Source organism: Pseudomonas sp. LBUM1648, assembly GCF_059716145.1.
Genome location: NZ_CP166808.1, coordinates 3183453 through 3199424, shown reverse-complemented (window position 1 = coordinate 3199424; position 15972 = coordinate 3183453). Strand labels below are relative to the sequence as shown.

The window sequence follows — 15972 nt, the reverse complement described above, 5'->3', positions numbered from 1 at the left end:
CGCTGTTAAAGACAAGCCTTCGAGCAATGTGATCAACTTGGTAATGAACAAGGTGCAAGCCGATCCAAATGATCCATCCAATGGCATTGGTTTGGAGGTGAGCATCTGGTCGAACCAGCCCGAATGGTTCAAAGGCTTCGAGCAAGACGACGAGGTGGTAGTGCTTGGGATCTGGCGCCACTCAGTTTCTGAACCACGGCCAGCACCGATGCAAGGTGGAAGGTATGAAACCCTGACCAATCGTAGGCTCTCCTTAACTCTCGCACTAAAGGCTCAAATTAGCCTTGTCGAGCCCCTCAAGGTCGCAGGTAAGCGAGCCAGTGTGGAGCCCTCTGCTGCAGAGTAGAGTGCCCCCACCAAATCAGTGGGGGACACGCTATCAGTGCTTGAACAGTCCGAGGATCAAGTTGGCCAGGCCAATCACGATTTTCAGGATGTCCAGCAATCGGGTGACCCACTTCCGCTCAGGCTTCTGGGGCTTCTCAGGGGCGGGATTCGAAGGCGACACGGGTACCGGACGCCCCTGTTTGCCCGTATGCGGGCATTTGGAGCAGGCACAGCGCTTTTTTTCAGGCACAAGCAAATCTCCCAATCGAACAAGGAAATGACCAATTCGAAGGAAGAGTTAGCGAAGGCGGTGCTTGTAGCCGTTGAGCTCAGGGCCGTCAGCGAACAGCGGAACCTCCAGGAAGGAGTACCGAGAATAGGCAAAGAGGATAAGGAGCTTCGCCACAGTGGCCCGGGCGAACGCCAAGACTTCGAGCCAGTACTTGACCTCCCGTTGAAGAGAGGGTGTGAGTCCGATAAAACGACAGTACGAGGCAATGAAATCCAATGCCTTGCGCGCCTGCTCAGCCTCATCCAATGCTTTGGTTAAAGCACTCTTCCAGACAGAACTCAAAATCGTTTTCCCCGACCCAAAGGCAGCGTGGATTGGGGTTTCGCTATCTACGGGCAGGCTATTTTCGATCCCATGCTCAGCATCGTCTCTGAAGTCAGAGTCCCGCACGATGCTCTGCAGCTCAGCCGTGAACATGCTGAGCAGGATTTCAGCAATCTGCACCTTCATCCTGATCGTCACGTTTGTGTGCTTCGTTGAAGACTGATCGTCCATATGGATTCTCGTATTTGCCACTCAATCAACATAGCCACGTTGCTGAACACCAGCAACCCCCTAAGTACCGCTGTTAGGGTCGGACGCCTGAATTGAAGCACCTTAGAGAGTGTCAATTACTCCGCTCATCAGTCCGGGTACTGACTCTAAATGGCCTATTCGCGTTTAGCGAAAGCGCAGCGGGATAAGTCGGGAATGATCTGTTGGTTACCTCGCATACACTTGAGTAAAAATGTACTCCTGTCGAGATCGGGCACACATCTCCTACAGCCGCTTCCAAGGTCGAACGCGAAGGGCTGGCTGTGGGCATCAACCTCTGCTGGTGTTGATACCTGTAACAAACTCAATCAGGTCACAAAAGCGACCCGCTCCACTACGATCCAGATGGTAACCTTCGATGCCGGCCACTCGGGGGCCATCAGCATCACATCGCCGGGAGTCTCCGATCATCAAGACCTGAGGCGCGTTCGATCCTGGGAGTTGGCTGGGTGCAACCTCGAGCTGGGTGCAGATGTGTTGGTACATGGCCACATCAGGCTTCATCAGCCCAACCTCGGCACTGAGCGCATAGCCATCGAGCCCCGGCAGCAAATTCCGGGCTACCGGGCAATACGGGCCACCCAAGTTCGAGCAAACGCCAATTTTTATTTGGTGGTGTCGCAGCAGAGCGAGCGCCGGCAGCGCATCCTCAAAGAGTGTGATCGATTCAAGTTCGAGCTCTAGGCAGCTCTGGAGCTCAGTGAGTTGAGTGGAGGAAAGTTTGATTCCAAAAAAATCAGCAGCCTCCTGCAACCCACAGGCGTTGGTCATAATCCAGCGCAGATCTCCAGGGGAAGCGGCGCGTCCCTGCTGTGAGCCTAGGCGGAGGAGCCGTCGAAAGGGGTTCTGTCGGTTTCGAATCTCCAAAAGCGTACCGAAGAGATCCAAAATTACTGCTGTCATTTATTGCTCCTCATCGACACGCGGCCTTTGCTCTGCATCGCAGCAGTCCAGCTTGACAGCTACTGTACAATCACTCCATGCGCGGCGAGCTCGTTTAGCAGCGTATCCCGGCGCAGCATCCGGGGGATCTTAAAGAGACTTCTGTATGCATAGAAGAGGCACATAGGCGTAAACAGCAGCCCGATACCAAAAGTCGCTGTTGCGATGATCAAACCCGCAGGAATTGCCGCTACCGCGAAAACAATCCCTTTAAGAATGCTGGATTTAGCAACCTGTCGCAGGTGATCAAGGTCATACTCAACCTTTCCATCTGCCTTTTGGAACGCCACTAGAACGATGGTTTTCTTGTTCAAATGCTTGTAGTACCACGTACGAGGCTTGTCAGTAACAATCGCCCCGTGCCTTTTCAAGTAGTCCAACATGCAAACTTCTTTGAAATAGAAAGTTTTTCCTTCACTGTCTTCGCACCGAACTTGGCTATAGAGCGTATCAATGTCAGCAGAGTTTTTAACTTCGCCATCGGCGGTCAGGTCGCCTTCAACCCGCTCATTGATTATGTCGACCACTGGGCCAGGAGCAATGTTTGGGAGCTGCAACGTTTCCGTGATGGGCTGCGCACTAAAATTCAAAGCGGTAATTTGTGTGCCCTTCCCCGCTGGTAGCTCATGAACCATGATCAGCAGGCCGGGGTGTTGAACATCGGGAATCAATATTTGACGACTGGCAGCGATGTCGTAAGAACGTCGAACCGCGAAAATTTTCTTAAGCTGGGAAGCGAAGGAGTCAGGGTTCTTCAACTGACTGGGCAAGCTTCCGTAAAGCGTTTTCGCGCGTGGTATCTGACACATCATCGCATGAGGGTTGAGATCGACCAGATCGTAGGCGCCGCGATGGATCCAGCGGTATCGCCATCAAGCATCAAATGCGCAACCTCCTCCGCCGCACCCACCATGTCCCAGCCTGATAAGGCAAACACTCCAAGCTGCATGGCGTTGTACATGACCAATAACAAATGCACTTGGCGAATCTGCTGGATGTCGGCTGGAGTAAGCAGATCGAGCTCACGGATTCCCAACGCAGCCGTGATGGTGCTGACGGTGGTACTTGACACGCCATTGGTGACAAATTTCAGGTTGTAGGGCGCATGCTCCCCGGCGAGGCGCTCGTACATCTGCTCGCGTATATGCTCGCGCAATATGTTTCCGGGGAACGTCTGGCCCTGATAAAGAAACGTGTCATGAGCGTGCAGAGTCCAGAAGTGCACCAGCTCCAACATCAATTCGTCATGGTTTTGCAAAGTGTGAATCAATGAGGCCGGATCGATGTTATGAAGATGTACTTGACGCAGCATCAAGCGCAAAAATTCAGTATCGCCCATCAGCAAGGCGTGGTGATACGCCGGCCGGGTGATGAAGTCGTAAGACAGGTCCGCTCCGCCATGTGACATCGAGGCGATATCGTCGATGGTCAGGTTCAATTCCTGAAAGCTGAAACCGCCGGCCTTGCGAATCGCCCCGCCCAATATCTGATTGCCGGTAATCGACAGCGGATGACTTTCAGACCATGCAGTACCATCCATTTTACGTTCCACACCCAGAAAACCGTTGGCATCCAGGCGAAGAATTTTCGCGTCCATCACGTCGATCGCGTGCAGGGCGTCACCAATGATCATCTGCTGAGCGGCGAAACTGGGGTCGAGCCAGCTCAACGAAGGTTGCCCCTCTTTGAAGTAATGCAGATACACCCAACGCCGTGGTTTGCCATCAATACCAATCACCACCGGTGTAGCACTCCAGTCGGTTTCCTTCACGCCTGGCTCGAAGAAAATTACCCGCTGTAACTGACCGACAATGTAGTGTTTGTCTCTCAGAGCGTCGACCTGCAACGGACTGAGGTTCTGTGCATCACGTCCCGGTGCAATATCAGGAAGCAATGGCCAGTCCTCTTCGCGAATTTCCACCATGTGGTAAAGACCCGAATAGTCCTCGTAGGCCATTTCGGCGAGGCGAAAGTCGGCACCTTTACCCCTGTGGGACGGAATCACGTCATCGATGATCACTGCGTTGTGTGCAGCAGCCATTCTACTCAGGCTCTGGAATTGCGCCTCTGTCCCCAGTTCCGGATCAACGCCAAAGCTGATGCGATCGAAATTACCATCGATGGTGGGTGTATGCTCGCGCCCTTGCAATCCACCGGAAGTTTTTAACGGGCCGTTGTGAATGCCTTGAATGCCGATTTCCGACAGTGCGTGCCACAGGGCCTCAGATCCCAAGGCCTGCAAGACCGATTCACCTTCAGCGGGGATGATCGAAGCGGGATTAGCGGTAAACCACACCGAGGCCAACGCGGACGCATCCCTCGGCCGGGTATGTGCGTAAATAACGTTTTTTAATACCATGATTATTATCTCCCACTAAGGGAGCTCTACAAACCTTGCTAGATGGTTCTAACAACTGTCTTCAGTTGTTCAGGATATATGAGAATCCTACGGCCTAAATGGCTCTATCACTAGATCCACTTTAACGTTATTTGGTAGGTCCATTAAAATTAACTGGACTCCCTCAATAGGTGTCGGTTTGGCAGTACATCTAATGCTGTAGACCGAACGAGTGGATTAACAATCTGGCGGGCACTGAGCCCTCCAAATCACCCAGTCTACCCAGCTAGGCAGGAGGTCTTCTATGAGGTGGATTCCCCATGAACGGCCCAAGATTGACCGCATCGCTCGCCCCTGGCGGACCACTCGTTTTATCGACCCCAGCCCAAGTTTTTACACATCCCCAGCGGAGAGTGCTTCAGTTAGCGGCGAGAAAGATGGTGCGCCCTTCCCGGCGTAGAGCTGACACATGAGGCGAGTTGTGCAGTTTCGATACATTTCTGAAAAAGTACCAGTCCAGTGAGCCCGTCAGATGCCCAGCTCACGTTGGGCGTTGCCGTTTGGTGATAGAGACACTCGTTCTTTTATGGTCACGATGGCAACTTCTATCTAGCACTCAACGCATCATTAGCCGACTCTAGATGTATTGGCCGCTCTCTTTTCACTCTGTACTTCAAAAACTGTAAGCGCGCGCCGCAACGACCAACAGGAAAATCGCTCCCAGATTTCTAGACTCCTAAGCGGCAGCTATGACATCTCAATGTGGCAGCTATCGCATTAGCCAACAAAACTGCACGTATGGTTCGAGCGATACTGCGCAGCGGATTGATTATAAGTCGGATAGGGCAGCGGCCTGCCCCTATAACCCTCGGAGGAATATCACCACACCACGATTACGAAGCAACCCGAACGGCGGCAAACTGGTCGAACCGGCGTCAGCAAACCCTCCAATTCCCAGTTGCGCATTGCACGTAGAAGCAATTGGGAGCCAATACGCAAATAGCCCATCATGGCCCTCCACCGAAACGGTGTCACAGTCAGAGGCCAAATATACGTTTGCAGTCGACGCGGGCGCCAAAGCGAAGGGGGCTTGCAATTAGAAGAAGTCCAATATATGGACCGTTATCTCTGATGAGGAATGCCAGCTTGAGGCCATACAACACTAGAATGGCCACAATAGTTCTAATAATAACAGTTGCACCCTCTTGCCTGATAGCGGAGTGGGATTAGTGTAGGGTCAACGGGCAAATAGAGAAATCATATCGACTGATCAAAAGCCTTAGACAAATTTCTGATTGTCGAGGTTCTGCATCGCATCTCCGCACATGGCTTGGTTTCCGACCTGTAGCTGATCGAAAATTTTGCGAGCTCGCGCACGAAACTCATAGAAGCCAATTTTCTGGGCAGCCGCAGCGTAGGCAAGAGCAACGCCTTCGCTGGCATAGAAGAGTTCATCTAACGTAGCACCGTGTAGCTCACAAATTGATAAGCACTCTTCAGCGGATTTGACGGCATCCTCTCCACGGCCAAGCGCAGCATGGCATTTGCTGATCAGGTAATGGGCTCGCTCGACCTCTATCCAGCCACCGGCAACACTCCAGGCACACAGGCTCAATTGAGCCAGATCAAGGGAGTCCGAGAGGTCCCCACTTTCTAGAAGCTTCCAAGCCAAATTATTGGACGACATTGCAACAGCAAGCGCAGTACTGCGATCAGAATCAGGCAGCAACTCGAGATCTATTTCGCGCAATAGGTCCTTCGCCTCAGAGCATCGGTCTTGCTCTGCCAGCAAATCTGCTGCTTCTGCACGGGCTTGGATGTATGCGTCATCTGGAGTGTTAGCCGCCTCTCCTTCTCTTCCGGCAGCGAGTCCGGAAGCAAGAGCAATGGCCTGCCTCTTAATCTCAATTGCCCGAATAAGCTGTTGACTGCTCCCCAGTTGATGCTGCGCCAACTTGTTTACCCACGATCCGGCTTCTTCCCATCGACCTTGATGCCCACCTATAACATGCACAGAAAGCTCAAGAAAAGCGATGGCCTCATCTTCACTGTTCAGAATTTCGAACAGATCTTTCAAAGTCTGCGCTACCTGATCGGGCGCCTCGGCATGCAGACTCCAAGCTTGGTCCAGCCGTTCTGAGAAATCCATTTTGCTCCTTCTTTTGGCATATTAGGTGCAAGATGTAATCGGCAACTGCCGCAGCCCCCAGCGCTGACAAGTGATGGTCATTCATCTGATATGCGGTCGCGGCAAGGCGCTGAAGTCGGTCCACCACCTCAGCCTGCATAGGCAAGCTAGTTTGACCATAGTAGCGTAGCTGGCTTATATTTGGGCTGTAGCGAGTAGCCGCTTGTCGGTCCAATAGGCCCTCCCACGGGATTGTTAAAAAAAGCGTTGGTCCACTCCGTTCGCGCGCAACTTTTTCTATCCGAGCTGTTGCGCGATAGATCGCCAAGTTGCAAGCAACCTGAAGATATGGGTTATAGCAAAGAGGCAGCGGGGTGACTTCCGATACAACTGCTTGCAGCCCATCGATGAATAGTCCATAAGTTTGAGCGTGCAGTAACCAACATGGGGTATGTTGGGAGATTCCATCAGGAATGACGATAAATCCACAATGTTCCTTTGCAATTGGGAGGGGTGAGTAGGAGTCTTGTAAATCGTTGGTCTCTGTATACACCACCACGGCAAGCTCCGATTCCGGAATCTCTTGTAGTTGCCTCAGGTAGTAGAAGGGACCAGCCCCTGGCATACCTCGGTTCTCGACACGAACGGACGCTCCCATCTTCGCCTGTAATCTAGCGGCAATGGTCTCATTATCATTCAGCCCCCAGCCGAAAACCTGCGAATCACCTATCAAGTGTATGTAGGGGCCCGCAAGGATTGAAGACGTTCTTCTGTGACCTTCTCCGTCGATGGAGACACCCACTCTTTTGCCTTGGTGTAGGTATGTCTGTACTGCATTTCGCCTTAGGGCATACGTCTCAAGTCCCGTAGGCGTTATCGCTTTGGTGAAGAAAGATGGAAGGCGATCAGGCCAACCTGCTTGCATTACCGCTTCTAGTGCACATAGCGCTGTGATCGTTAGACAGGCGCTCAAAACCTGGACGCGCGTCAAAGGGATGACCTTAGGTGCGAGCAAATACTCTCTGCTGCCAGCTCGTTACTGGTTGCGGTAAGGTGATGACTCGTGCGCGCATAAACCGACGATGCGCCAAGGGCTACGAACTTGTTATGTAAATCAATGACATCAACCTCTGCAGACTGCAACCTGCTTATGAGCAACCGACGAATAGCTGCCAACTGATTAGAAAAGACCTCCGACCTTTCTAACCAACTGCTGAACGCATCGTCGGTGGAGTAAACCGCGTATTTCTTCAATTCGTCTTGGTCGACGTCAACGTCACTGGGAATTATTACCACCAGCACATGCTTTAGTGGCAGAGCGTTCAAACCATTTACGAGCCGTGTCGCAAACGAGTCTGTTAATACCACCCTTTCGTCCGCCGACAATTCATAAAGTATTCGGTTAACCCCAGGCACCGAATTCTCGCGTAGTTCCTCTTCTTGCATAAACAGAAGCGCCTTTTGGTAGAAACGACTGTTCTCGAGGAGCCATTTTGGAAGGCGCTTGGTGGAGGTGCCGCGTAACCATTGCCCAGTGGAATAGACCTCGTCTAAATCATTACCGAGATTCAGAAAAAGGATTATTCGTCTCAGTCCGTTGCGTTTTTTCACTTCGAGCTCCATACGAAGGAGATAGTCTTCAAGGTCAGACGCAGGAGCAGCCGAAATCGCTGTTCCACCCGCCGACACGCAATCTCCAATGCGCGCGGCGGCGGTTTGTTGGAACAGAAGGTTATAACCAAGAGCCTGACTATCCCCTACGATAAGTAGCTCGGGAGCTAACGTAGTATTAGCGGTACCGACTCGAGCTCCAAAGCTGTCAGTGATGTATTCAACTTGATTCCCGGGCGTCAGTGCCACGTTTATTCGCGAAGACATTTCGAGGGAGGAGTAACCATTCCCCACAGAGTACGGCAAGAGAGGAGCAGTTGGAGAAATAAATCTAGCGGCTCCCTCACAGAGCCCTAAGATAAAAAGCAGCAGGGCTGCCGTGCGCCGCAAGATCCGCAAGACAACCTCCTTACTTTCTCGTTAAGTAGGCCCTGAGATAGTCTGCGTCATTCTGCAATTTCTCGTTCTGCTCGGATAAGGCTTTGGAATCCTTCTCCAGGACATAGGGATGTATATCGCCTAAGGCCGGCTGCCCAAAGGTGATATTAACTGGCTTACCTAATAGCAAAAGTGACTCAGAGCGTAGTTGACTTGCAAGACTAGGGTTCTTTTGTGCATCGGCGACGTCTGAAAGATAGGCTAGAGAAAATGCTTTTAATGTTGAATCGCCTAGCTTGTCTGATGTATTTTTGGCGGTTGTTAGAACGGTCATCGCCTGCTGAAGATCGCCCGATTTAGTGAGTTGCAGGCCAACCAATAGCTCCGCACGAAGTGTGTCCGTCGGATCACCAAGCTGCGTGCGTAACCTGAGTTCTTCTTTCGCCGCCTCTAGTCCAATCGCGAGTGAATCAGTTGTAGGATGGCCAATGTCGGGAATAGTGAATGAGCCGATGTTGTGAAGCAGCGATGCCGCCTTCGTCTGAATATTTTTCCGATCCGTAGGGTTTTCGTGCTTGGCCACTGAATTCTGTAACCGTTCCACATAGGCCTGTGCGCTTCTCGATAGCGTCACCACCGCGTCTAAATCTGTATCAGTGGTGAGCAATCCTTTGTCCTTTCGTCTGGCAATGTCTAAAAGACTCCAGTTGTATCCATCAAGCACATCGTCGACGTTGCCACTGCCCTCGAGTAATGCCGCTACTCCTGCGGAGTCACCTCTTTTAGATAGGTTGAACGCCTCTGCACTAAGAGGCGTCAGTCTCAGCTTATCTTCCAAGGATTTTATCTGATCTTTGATTTGCTGCCGTTGCGCAGCATCGCCCGGCGTGGCCCCAGGACGGCTGATGCTATCAAGCTTTGTATATAGGTTGCGCAATGACTGTGTGTCAGGGTTTTGGGGCGCCTCAAGTTCTTGACGCATCAAAATGTAACGATCTGGGGCCCATGAGAAACCAGTAGCACTCTTATGGCTTGACCGGTTACCGTGAGCCATTGCGTCCCAACTCGACAACGTCAGCACGACGGACGTCGCAAGTACCGATACTGTAATCCTTCGTTGTATATCGCGGCTGAGTGCTGGGGCCTCTGGCTCCTGGGAGGATGGTTCGCACTCGTTTGACTTGTCCATAACGATCCCCTACTAAGGTTACGCCAGAAGGATGGATGTAGCACTTACAGTGATTCCAGACTGAAAAACAACAATCCGCCAGTGACGTCCATCCGGTTCTTGAACCTTTGAAGGGTTATTACCTAAGTCAAGGTCATTGACGAAAGAGACCACATCACAAGCAGATGTGTACTCAAGAGTGTGATCACTCGTTGCAAATTCGAGTAATGTATCCCCTCTTGATTGTCCGTTGTGATTGGACAGATAGCGCACAGCGTCACGAAACCTCGCGTACTCGCTGAGTAAATATTCATCGCCTATGTAGTCAGCAGCACGCCGATAGCAGGTCTCAACCATACCAATCCGCAAGTCCTCTACGGTCCAATCACTGTGAGGCGCTAATTTTGTCACTAGACCCTCAAAAAGAAGCGCAAGTGAGCCTGCTGTTTGGCGAACTAACCATGCTGTGAAGCTATAGCCGATGGTCGGCAGTACTAGCATGATAAAAACGGATGCCCGCACATGGCATGCTCGGCCCACACTCGAATCAAGATAAAAGTGATTCGCAAAAAGGCGGGGGTTGGAGGTTACCAATTCGGGGCGTGCGATAGGTTGCAAGTCGGAGCCAATACCGTCGAAACGAAGCGCATCTACGTGATGCCGTCCCAACTCGGAGCCCGGCTCCGGGGCGAGTAAATGAAGCTGAACGATCAGCTTACTTGTAGATATTTGCAGGAGCCGTCCGACCACGTTTAGCGTGCACTCGAGATCCCACTGCGTTTCGTCCGGGAAGCCAGTGATAAAAGAACAGGTCACCCCCATGCCACCATCTAACAGACGTTTTACCGCTTCCTCAGAATGAGTAAGGTCTAGGCGCTTTTTGATACTCGACTGCAGAATAGCGGAGCCCGTCTCGAAACCTAGATAAACATCTGTGCAGCCACTGCTTGCGAGCAAGTCCACGGTATCCTGCGCAAGTTGATCTGGGCGCATCGAGCACTGCCAACTAACTTCTAGGGGGCGCACCCTATCGCAGAACTCTCGCACGAACTGTTTGCGTAAGCCAAAAATGTCATGGGTTAGCTCGAAGTTGGTGATCCCGAAACGATTCTGCAGTGCTCGGATATCGTCTACCAACTCCTCTGCGGAACGTACACGGTAGCGCCGACCAAAGTACTCAGATGTGGAGCAGAAGGTGCATTCGTAAGGACAGCCTCGTCCGGCTTCCAAGGGAAACGTGAGTCGCTCCATATCCAGATGGGGTGCATTTACGTAAAAGGAAAGCTCAGGCAGCTTACACTCCACCATGTCGCGCTGCCGCCCCGCTTCGGATACAAGCGTGCGGTTGCGAATGCGCGCGAGCCCATCATGAGGCAACCGCCCCTCAAGGCAAGCGTTCACTGCTTCTACAATCCGCTCCTCACATTCGCCGACGACAATGAGATCAACCTCCGGTAGGAAGTCGATAATCGGGTCGACCAGCATGGATACATGAGGTCCACCTAAAGCTATTTTCACTTCTGGTGCTTGGCTTCGAAGCCTGCGTACCCACGCAGTGACATGGTGAAAATTGACGCCGTATGCCGTGAATCCAACTAGCCTGGGTTTATAACTTAGGATAGTGTTGATAAGAGTCGTATCAAAATCGTATGTGGTGCCACCCTCAATGAATGCGCAATATTCCATTTTCGGATCGAGTATCCCGACAGAAAGCTCGGTGCCAGCTAATTGTGCTGCGACACTGAGCAACCCAAGGTGCGGGTAGAATGTGGCACTGGGCCCCATTTGGCCATATTCTAAGAATAGGTTATCAATCAATAAGACATCCATCATGCCTCTCGTGCGACACAGCCTGCCGCGAGAAAATGGTCGAGAATCAGCAATAAATCCTGAATATCCAATCCACCGGCACCAATATCTGGCACGTCCAAAAGCAAGGACGCGGCAGTAAACGTTTCAGACCGTTGGTCTAGTTCAGCTAGTAATCGTCGAACGCCAAGAACATCCGTAATGGATAACGCGTGCCCGTTGGCGGCCACTACAAGCGCGCCGGCTGGTGTCGGCGAGGCTACGATCGAAAAGCGGTTATCGCGAGCGAGCCTATCATCAGCCAACAAGGGCGTTTCGTTCATACATCGTGGCGGTAGCTTGAATCCTTGTGTGGAGTATTGTTGCGCCAAAAGTCCCAGCGCCTCGCTGCGCAATTCCCCTGATCGGACACATGCCTCCAATCGCTCAATGTAGTATTCAGTTGAGCGCGGCAGTTCAGGGGTGATGATCCCTCCGCTAATGAAGGGTTTGTCGCAGGGCGCAACGTCCAGAAGAGGTTCGCGTGCTAGTAATTTCTCTAGCAGCTTGGTAACAGCCCATAATGGATGAAAGTCAGATTGATTACACCAAATACCAATACTTAGGGCAACGCTAAAGTCGTTACTCTGCGCCTCGGCCACGTGCCATTCCCGCGACGGCCAGTAGATAAACCCACCCGGCCCAGCAGATAGTTTGTAAGAAGACGCCTTGTGCTCCTCGTATATCATGGAATTAATGATCGAGCTATTGGCGCCAACATACTCGGGCGACCATAGACGGAAAGACTTGCGACCGATCAATGGGATAGTAAATACACTCATCGGTCCTTGATGAACACCGAAGGGCGTTGTGCGGTAAGAGCCAAGGAAGATTGCTGTATCCAGCCATCCATTTGGCAAACCTGTGTATGGCAGGAAGTGACTAGTGATGCGCCTGCATTCTCCCCAAACCTGAGCATTGAATGTGTGGGGTTCGGCGAGAAGAAGGGTATATTCACACCCGTGTAGCTGGCTTTGCATCCGATCCCTGTAGCCCTCAAAATTCCTATCGTCCGCACGCGGTAATAGATTGTCGAACGTCGCCTGTTTGATCCCGTCTATCCAAAAGCAGAATTTCGCCTCCTCACCTCCTCTTCGCCACACTTCTGCTGCTGTCACTAGAGACTCGAACATTGCCGGCGTGAGGTTGTCGTTCAAATCAACAAATTCACTCTCACCTGACGTTGCAACCTTCTCCCAGCAGTCGCGTGCGAATGTGGGCCATACCGTGCTAGTACCGTTGCACAAGGTCGTCATGATTTTGCTCACAGTAAGGGGTAGATGAAGGATGCAAAGCCGGCCGGTGTAGCTATCGCCCAGAGTAGTGCGAGCAAGCACAGCGCAACCACCAATGGGAGTAGCCAACCTTCACCCTCCCTAATCAGTCCTCGGATCAACGCAATAAGATCCGCCAACACAGAGTGCAAAATCATCACCAATCTATTCAGATTCATAGACGCTTCACCGAGATATTTCCACAAACGAGCAGATCGATGCCTGTCATACGGAAAAGCAAAAGTGCATCCATCTCATCGTTGACAAGTGGCATGCCTGCAATATTCATTGAAGTGTTAAGAAGTGCTCCGAGCCCGGTGCGCTGTTTAACCCTCTGGAGAAGTTCGTAAAGCCAACCGCCGTCAGAGGCACTCACTACTTGGGGCCTGGTTGTACCATCCACATGCATTGCGGCACGCACTCTCGGAATAGCTTTGTGCCGTACTTGGGCCGTAGCCTGCATCCATCGGTAGGGCATAAAGAGTGCGTTGTGCAGATCAAGCACAGCTTCTGCGTCCTCCTGCAGTATTGAAAGGGCAAAGGGACGGAAGCGAGATCTTAGTTTGACTTGGCTCGCCAGCCGCTCTGCCTGGCGCACACGATCAGGTAACATAAGAAATGATCGATTTCCCAAGGCTCGAGGTCCGAATTCAGCGCGCCCTTGGGCCCAGCCGACGATGCTTCCGTTACAAAGCTCTTCGACACACAGTTCAATTGCGTCGCGAATGTTGGCGTGCTCGATCATACGTATTCCGCACCCCATCTGAGCTATTGTCCCTTTCCAAATCTGCACTGTTTCCTCACCTAGCCTCTCAGGGATTTCCTTGCCAAGGTAAGCGGACACTATCCCCAAGCGAGGCTCTCCCAGATGAGCGGCCAACCAGGCGGCTGCACCAACGGCCGCCCCGGCATCACCAGGATCAAGCGGCACAAATATGTTGGTAAATCCTGCTTTTTCCGCCAATTTGGTGACCATCACCGAATTATTAGCAACGCCGCCAGCAATGCATAGATTCTGCTGCCCACTTTCTAATCGGAGCTCATTTGCGAGTTCCGTGGCCCGTTGCTCCAAATGTGATTGCATCGCTGCTGCCAGTGAAACAGCACTCCGTGTAGCACCTTCGAGGTTTCCTGGGCGCGGAGCGCGAGCGTCAAGACAACCCAGCGCGTCGCTCCTCATGCACCCAAGGTAAGCATTTAGGGGGCCATCAAATGCGCGATCATCATCGAAAGCGAAATTTAGGTTACGAACATTCAATTGTTCCTCGATCGCTCGCATTGAGGCGAAGCCCTCGCTACCGACGAATCCTGCAAGTGCCATCGTGGAGCATTCATCAGCATTCGGTTTCAGACCTAGCAAACGTGTAACCGCCGCGAAAGGTAGACCTAGCGATTCTGAAAAATCCAACTCTCGCAGCAGGCTGAGTGGATTTCCGCGTTTGGCGAGAAACAGTCCGCCAGAGGACCACTCCCCTACGCCATCGAGTGTCATAACCGCCGCAGATTCATAGGGCGAAAGCAAGAATGCTTGTGAGGCATGCGCTTCATGATGGGGGCAGAAAGAAATGAGCTTCGGAGCTACTCCAAGATGCGCAGCCAATTGCGTGCGAATCCAAATACGTTTGCCAAACCATGCCTGCAGCTTGTGGCCAACATGCGCTGCGTTGCCGGGCATACCGGTTAATAGCAAACAGAGCGCACGACTGAGTGCCACATGCGGACGCTCGTAGAAGACCACATGGTCTAAAGAATTGGATTGAATGCCAGCCTGAGCCAATACAAATTCAATTGCCTGTCGTGGATACGCGGCATCGTGCTTACGTAGTGAAAATCGTTCCTCAGCACTTGCGGCAACCAATGTGTTGTCCGATACGAGCGCGGCCGCACTGTCGTGGTAGTAGCAAGAAACGCCTAGTATGTTCGCCACGCGCTCGCTCCCCTGCTATGTCCGCTCTGCGCCGGCCTGAGCAGGGCGCTGGTAGAGGTATGCATCTACACTCAGGAACTCCAGATAGCGTGGACCTCGGAGTATGACCCAAGGGATATCCAGTATTCCCTGAACTGCAACAAGCCCGCTTTCCTCGCAAATCAAATTATCTCTTTCACGAAAGGGAGCAACGATCAATAGATGTCCAGACGGTGCAACCGTGCGACTTAATTCGTTCGTCACTGCATTTGGTGCACTGACTTCATCTACGACATTCAGAGCGCTGACGAGTGACCAAGCGGCGCTACGCACAGGTAAATGCTCAGCAGCTGCGACGATGAGTTCAGCAACTCCGTTTTCGCTTTCTGATAGCGCCGGGATCATTGAGCGTCCCGTGTGTACAGCTGGAAATGAAATATCAATTCCGAGGGAGATATCTGTTCCCTGCTCCGCCGAAATCGCAATTGCTGTGCCGACGCTACAGCCGATATCTAAGTGCCGCGCTCCGCGCTGGTTTTCAGTGTGGCGACGCACCAATTGGTAGGGACCGACTGTAGCTGATTCGACGATCAGCGCTCTAAGCATAGGCGAGACTACTTCATCGGCCGGGTTCTTATCGACGGCTATACCGGAAAAACACAGATGATTGAATACGTACGGCACAACTTCTTCATCCACGTGATGTTTACCATCATAAGTGAACTCGAATCCCTGTCGCAGACACTCTGGAACAGCTGCATCAGGGATCGTGCGTTCAATGTATCCGCGATGCTTCGAGATCTCATCCTCCCAACTGGGCGTTACGACGGCTACCCCATCAATGACGGGGTATAAACAACCGAACTCACACTCAAGAAAGCCGCAGAATAGATCAGTCCCACGTACTTCGCTGCCACTACTTATGTATAAACTCATTTCGTCTGGGCAATGCGGACAAACGAGCTCCTGAAGCAACGTGAGGTTCATTTCGATGTCCTTGCGGTGAGGCGAGCTTTGGCATGTCTAGCTAAAATGGGCCAAAACATTAGTAGAACACCGGTTGCCAACCATCGGCCTACCGTGCCCATTACTTCCGCACCCGCTACACAAAGGGCACTCCAGCAGAGCCTTAGCTTGGCCAATCGAAGCGCCCGAAGCACAGCAATCCGACTCCCGCAAATGCGCCTCAGGTGCAGCAACGCGCCAAAACGATGAAAGGCCTCGTC

General features: G+C 52.1%; 10 protein-coding genes and 2 pseudogenes. 1 reads left to right on the top strand and 11 read right to left on the bottom strand.

Annotation, left to right across the window (positions count from 1 at the left end):
* Positions 1-625: 625 nt before the first annotated feature.
* The 4 genes and pseudogenes from ACA043_RS14645 to treS form a co-directional block, all read right to left on the bottom strand.
* Positions 626-1114 (bottom strand): hypothetical protein, encoded by a 489-nt coding sequence (locus ACA043_RS14645; protein WP_497659567.1) that lies wholly within the window; start codon positions 1112-1114, stop codon positions 626-628.
* 309 nt (positions 1115-1423) lie between these two features.
* Positions 1424-2056: an HAD family hydrolase gene (locus ACA043_RS14640; RefSeq protein WP_497659566.1), complete on the bottom strand. Its 633-nt coding sequence runs from the start codon at positions 2054-2056 to the stop codon at positions 1424-1426.
* Positions 2057-2115: 59 nt separating this feature from the next.
* A pseudogene (locus ACA043_RS14635) lies at positions 2116-2559 on the bottom strand (hypothetical protein); the annotation flags it as partial.
* Positions 2551-4433, bottom strand: a pseudogene (gene treS / locus ACA043_RS14630) (maltose alpha-D-glucosyltransferase); the annotation flags it as partial. The pseudogenes ACA043_RS14635 and treS, both read right to left, overlap by 9 nt.
* A 304-nt stretch (positions 4434-4737) precedes the next feature.
* Here treS and ACA043_RS14625 point away from each other — a divergent pair.
* The gene (locus tag ACA043_RS14625) at positions 4738-4893 is read left to right on the top strand and encodes a chromate resistance protein ChrB domain-containing protein (RefSeq protein WP_497659565.1); all 156 of its coding nucleotides are present in this window, start codon (positions 4738-4740) and stop codon (positions 4891-4893) included.
* 819 nt (positions 4894-5712) lie between these two features.
* Here the strand turns inward: ACA043_RS14625 and ACA043_RS14620 are convergent.
* The 7 genes from ACA043_RS14620 to ACA043_RS14590 all read right to left on the bottom strand — a co-directional run bounded on the left by ACA043_RS14620 (position 5713) and on the right by ACA043_RS14590 (position 15733).
* Positions 5713-6582 (bottom strand): hypothetical protein, encoded by an 870-nt coding sequence (locus tag ACA043_RS14620; RefSeq protein WP_497659564.1) that lies wholly within the window; start codon positions 6580-6582, stop codon positions 5713-5715.
* Positions 6583-7548: 966 nt separating this feature from the next.
* Positions 7549-8421: a hypothetical protein gene (locus ACA043_RS14615; RefSeq protein WP_497659563.1), complete on the bottom strand. Its 873-nt coding sequence runs from the start codon at positions 8419-8421 to the stop codon at positions 7549-7551.
* A 160-nt stretch (positions 8422-8581) separates the two neighbouring features.
* Positions 8582-9532 (bottom strand): hypothetical protein, encoded by a 951-nt coding sequence (locus ACA043_RS14610; RefSeq protein WP_497659562.1) that lies wholly within the window; start codon positions 9530-9532, stop codon positions 8582-8584.
* 225 nt (positions 9533-9757) lie between these two features.
* A complete protein-coding gene (locus ACA043_RS14605; protein WP_497659561.1) occupies positions 9758-11548 on the bottom strand; it encodes a B12-binding domain-containing radical SAM protein in 1791 nt (596 codons plus the stop codon).
* Positions 11548-12930, bottom strand: coding sequence for a hypothetical protein (locus tag ACA043_RS14600; protein WP_497659560.1), 1383 nt, complete (start codon positions 12928-12930; stop codon positions 11548-11550). The genes ACA043_RS14605 and ACA043_RS14600 overlap by 1 nt, the downstream gene beginning before the upstream one ends.
* Before the next feature lie 85 nt (positions 12931-13015).
* Positions 13016-14767 carry a carbamoyltransferase N-terminal domain-containing protein gene (locus tag ACA043_RS14595; protein ID WP_497659559.1) on the bottom strand — a complete coding sequence of 584 codons (1752 nt, stop codon included), beginning with the start codon at positions 14765-14767 and terminating at the stop codon, positions 13016-13018.
* A gap of 15 nt (positions 14768-14782) precedes the next feature.
* A complete protein-coding gene (locus ACA043_RS14590) occupies positions 14783-15733 on the bottom strand; it encodes a class I SAM-dependent methyltransferase (RefSeq protein ID WP_497659558.1) in 951 nt (316 codons plus the stop codon).
* Positions 15734-15972 lie beyond the last annotated feature (239 nt).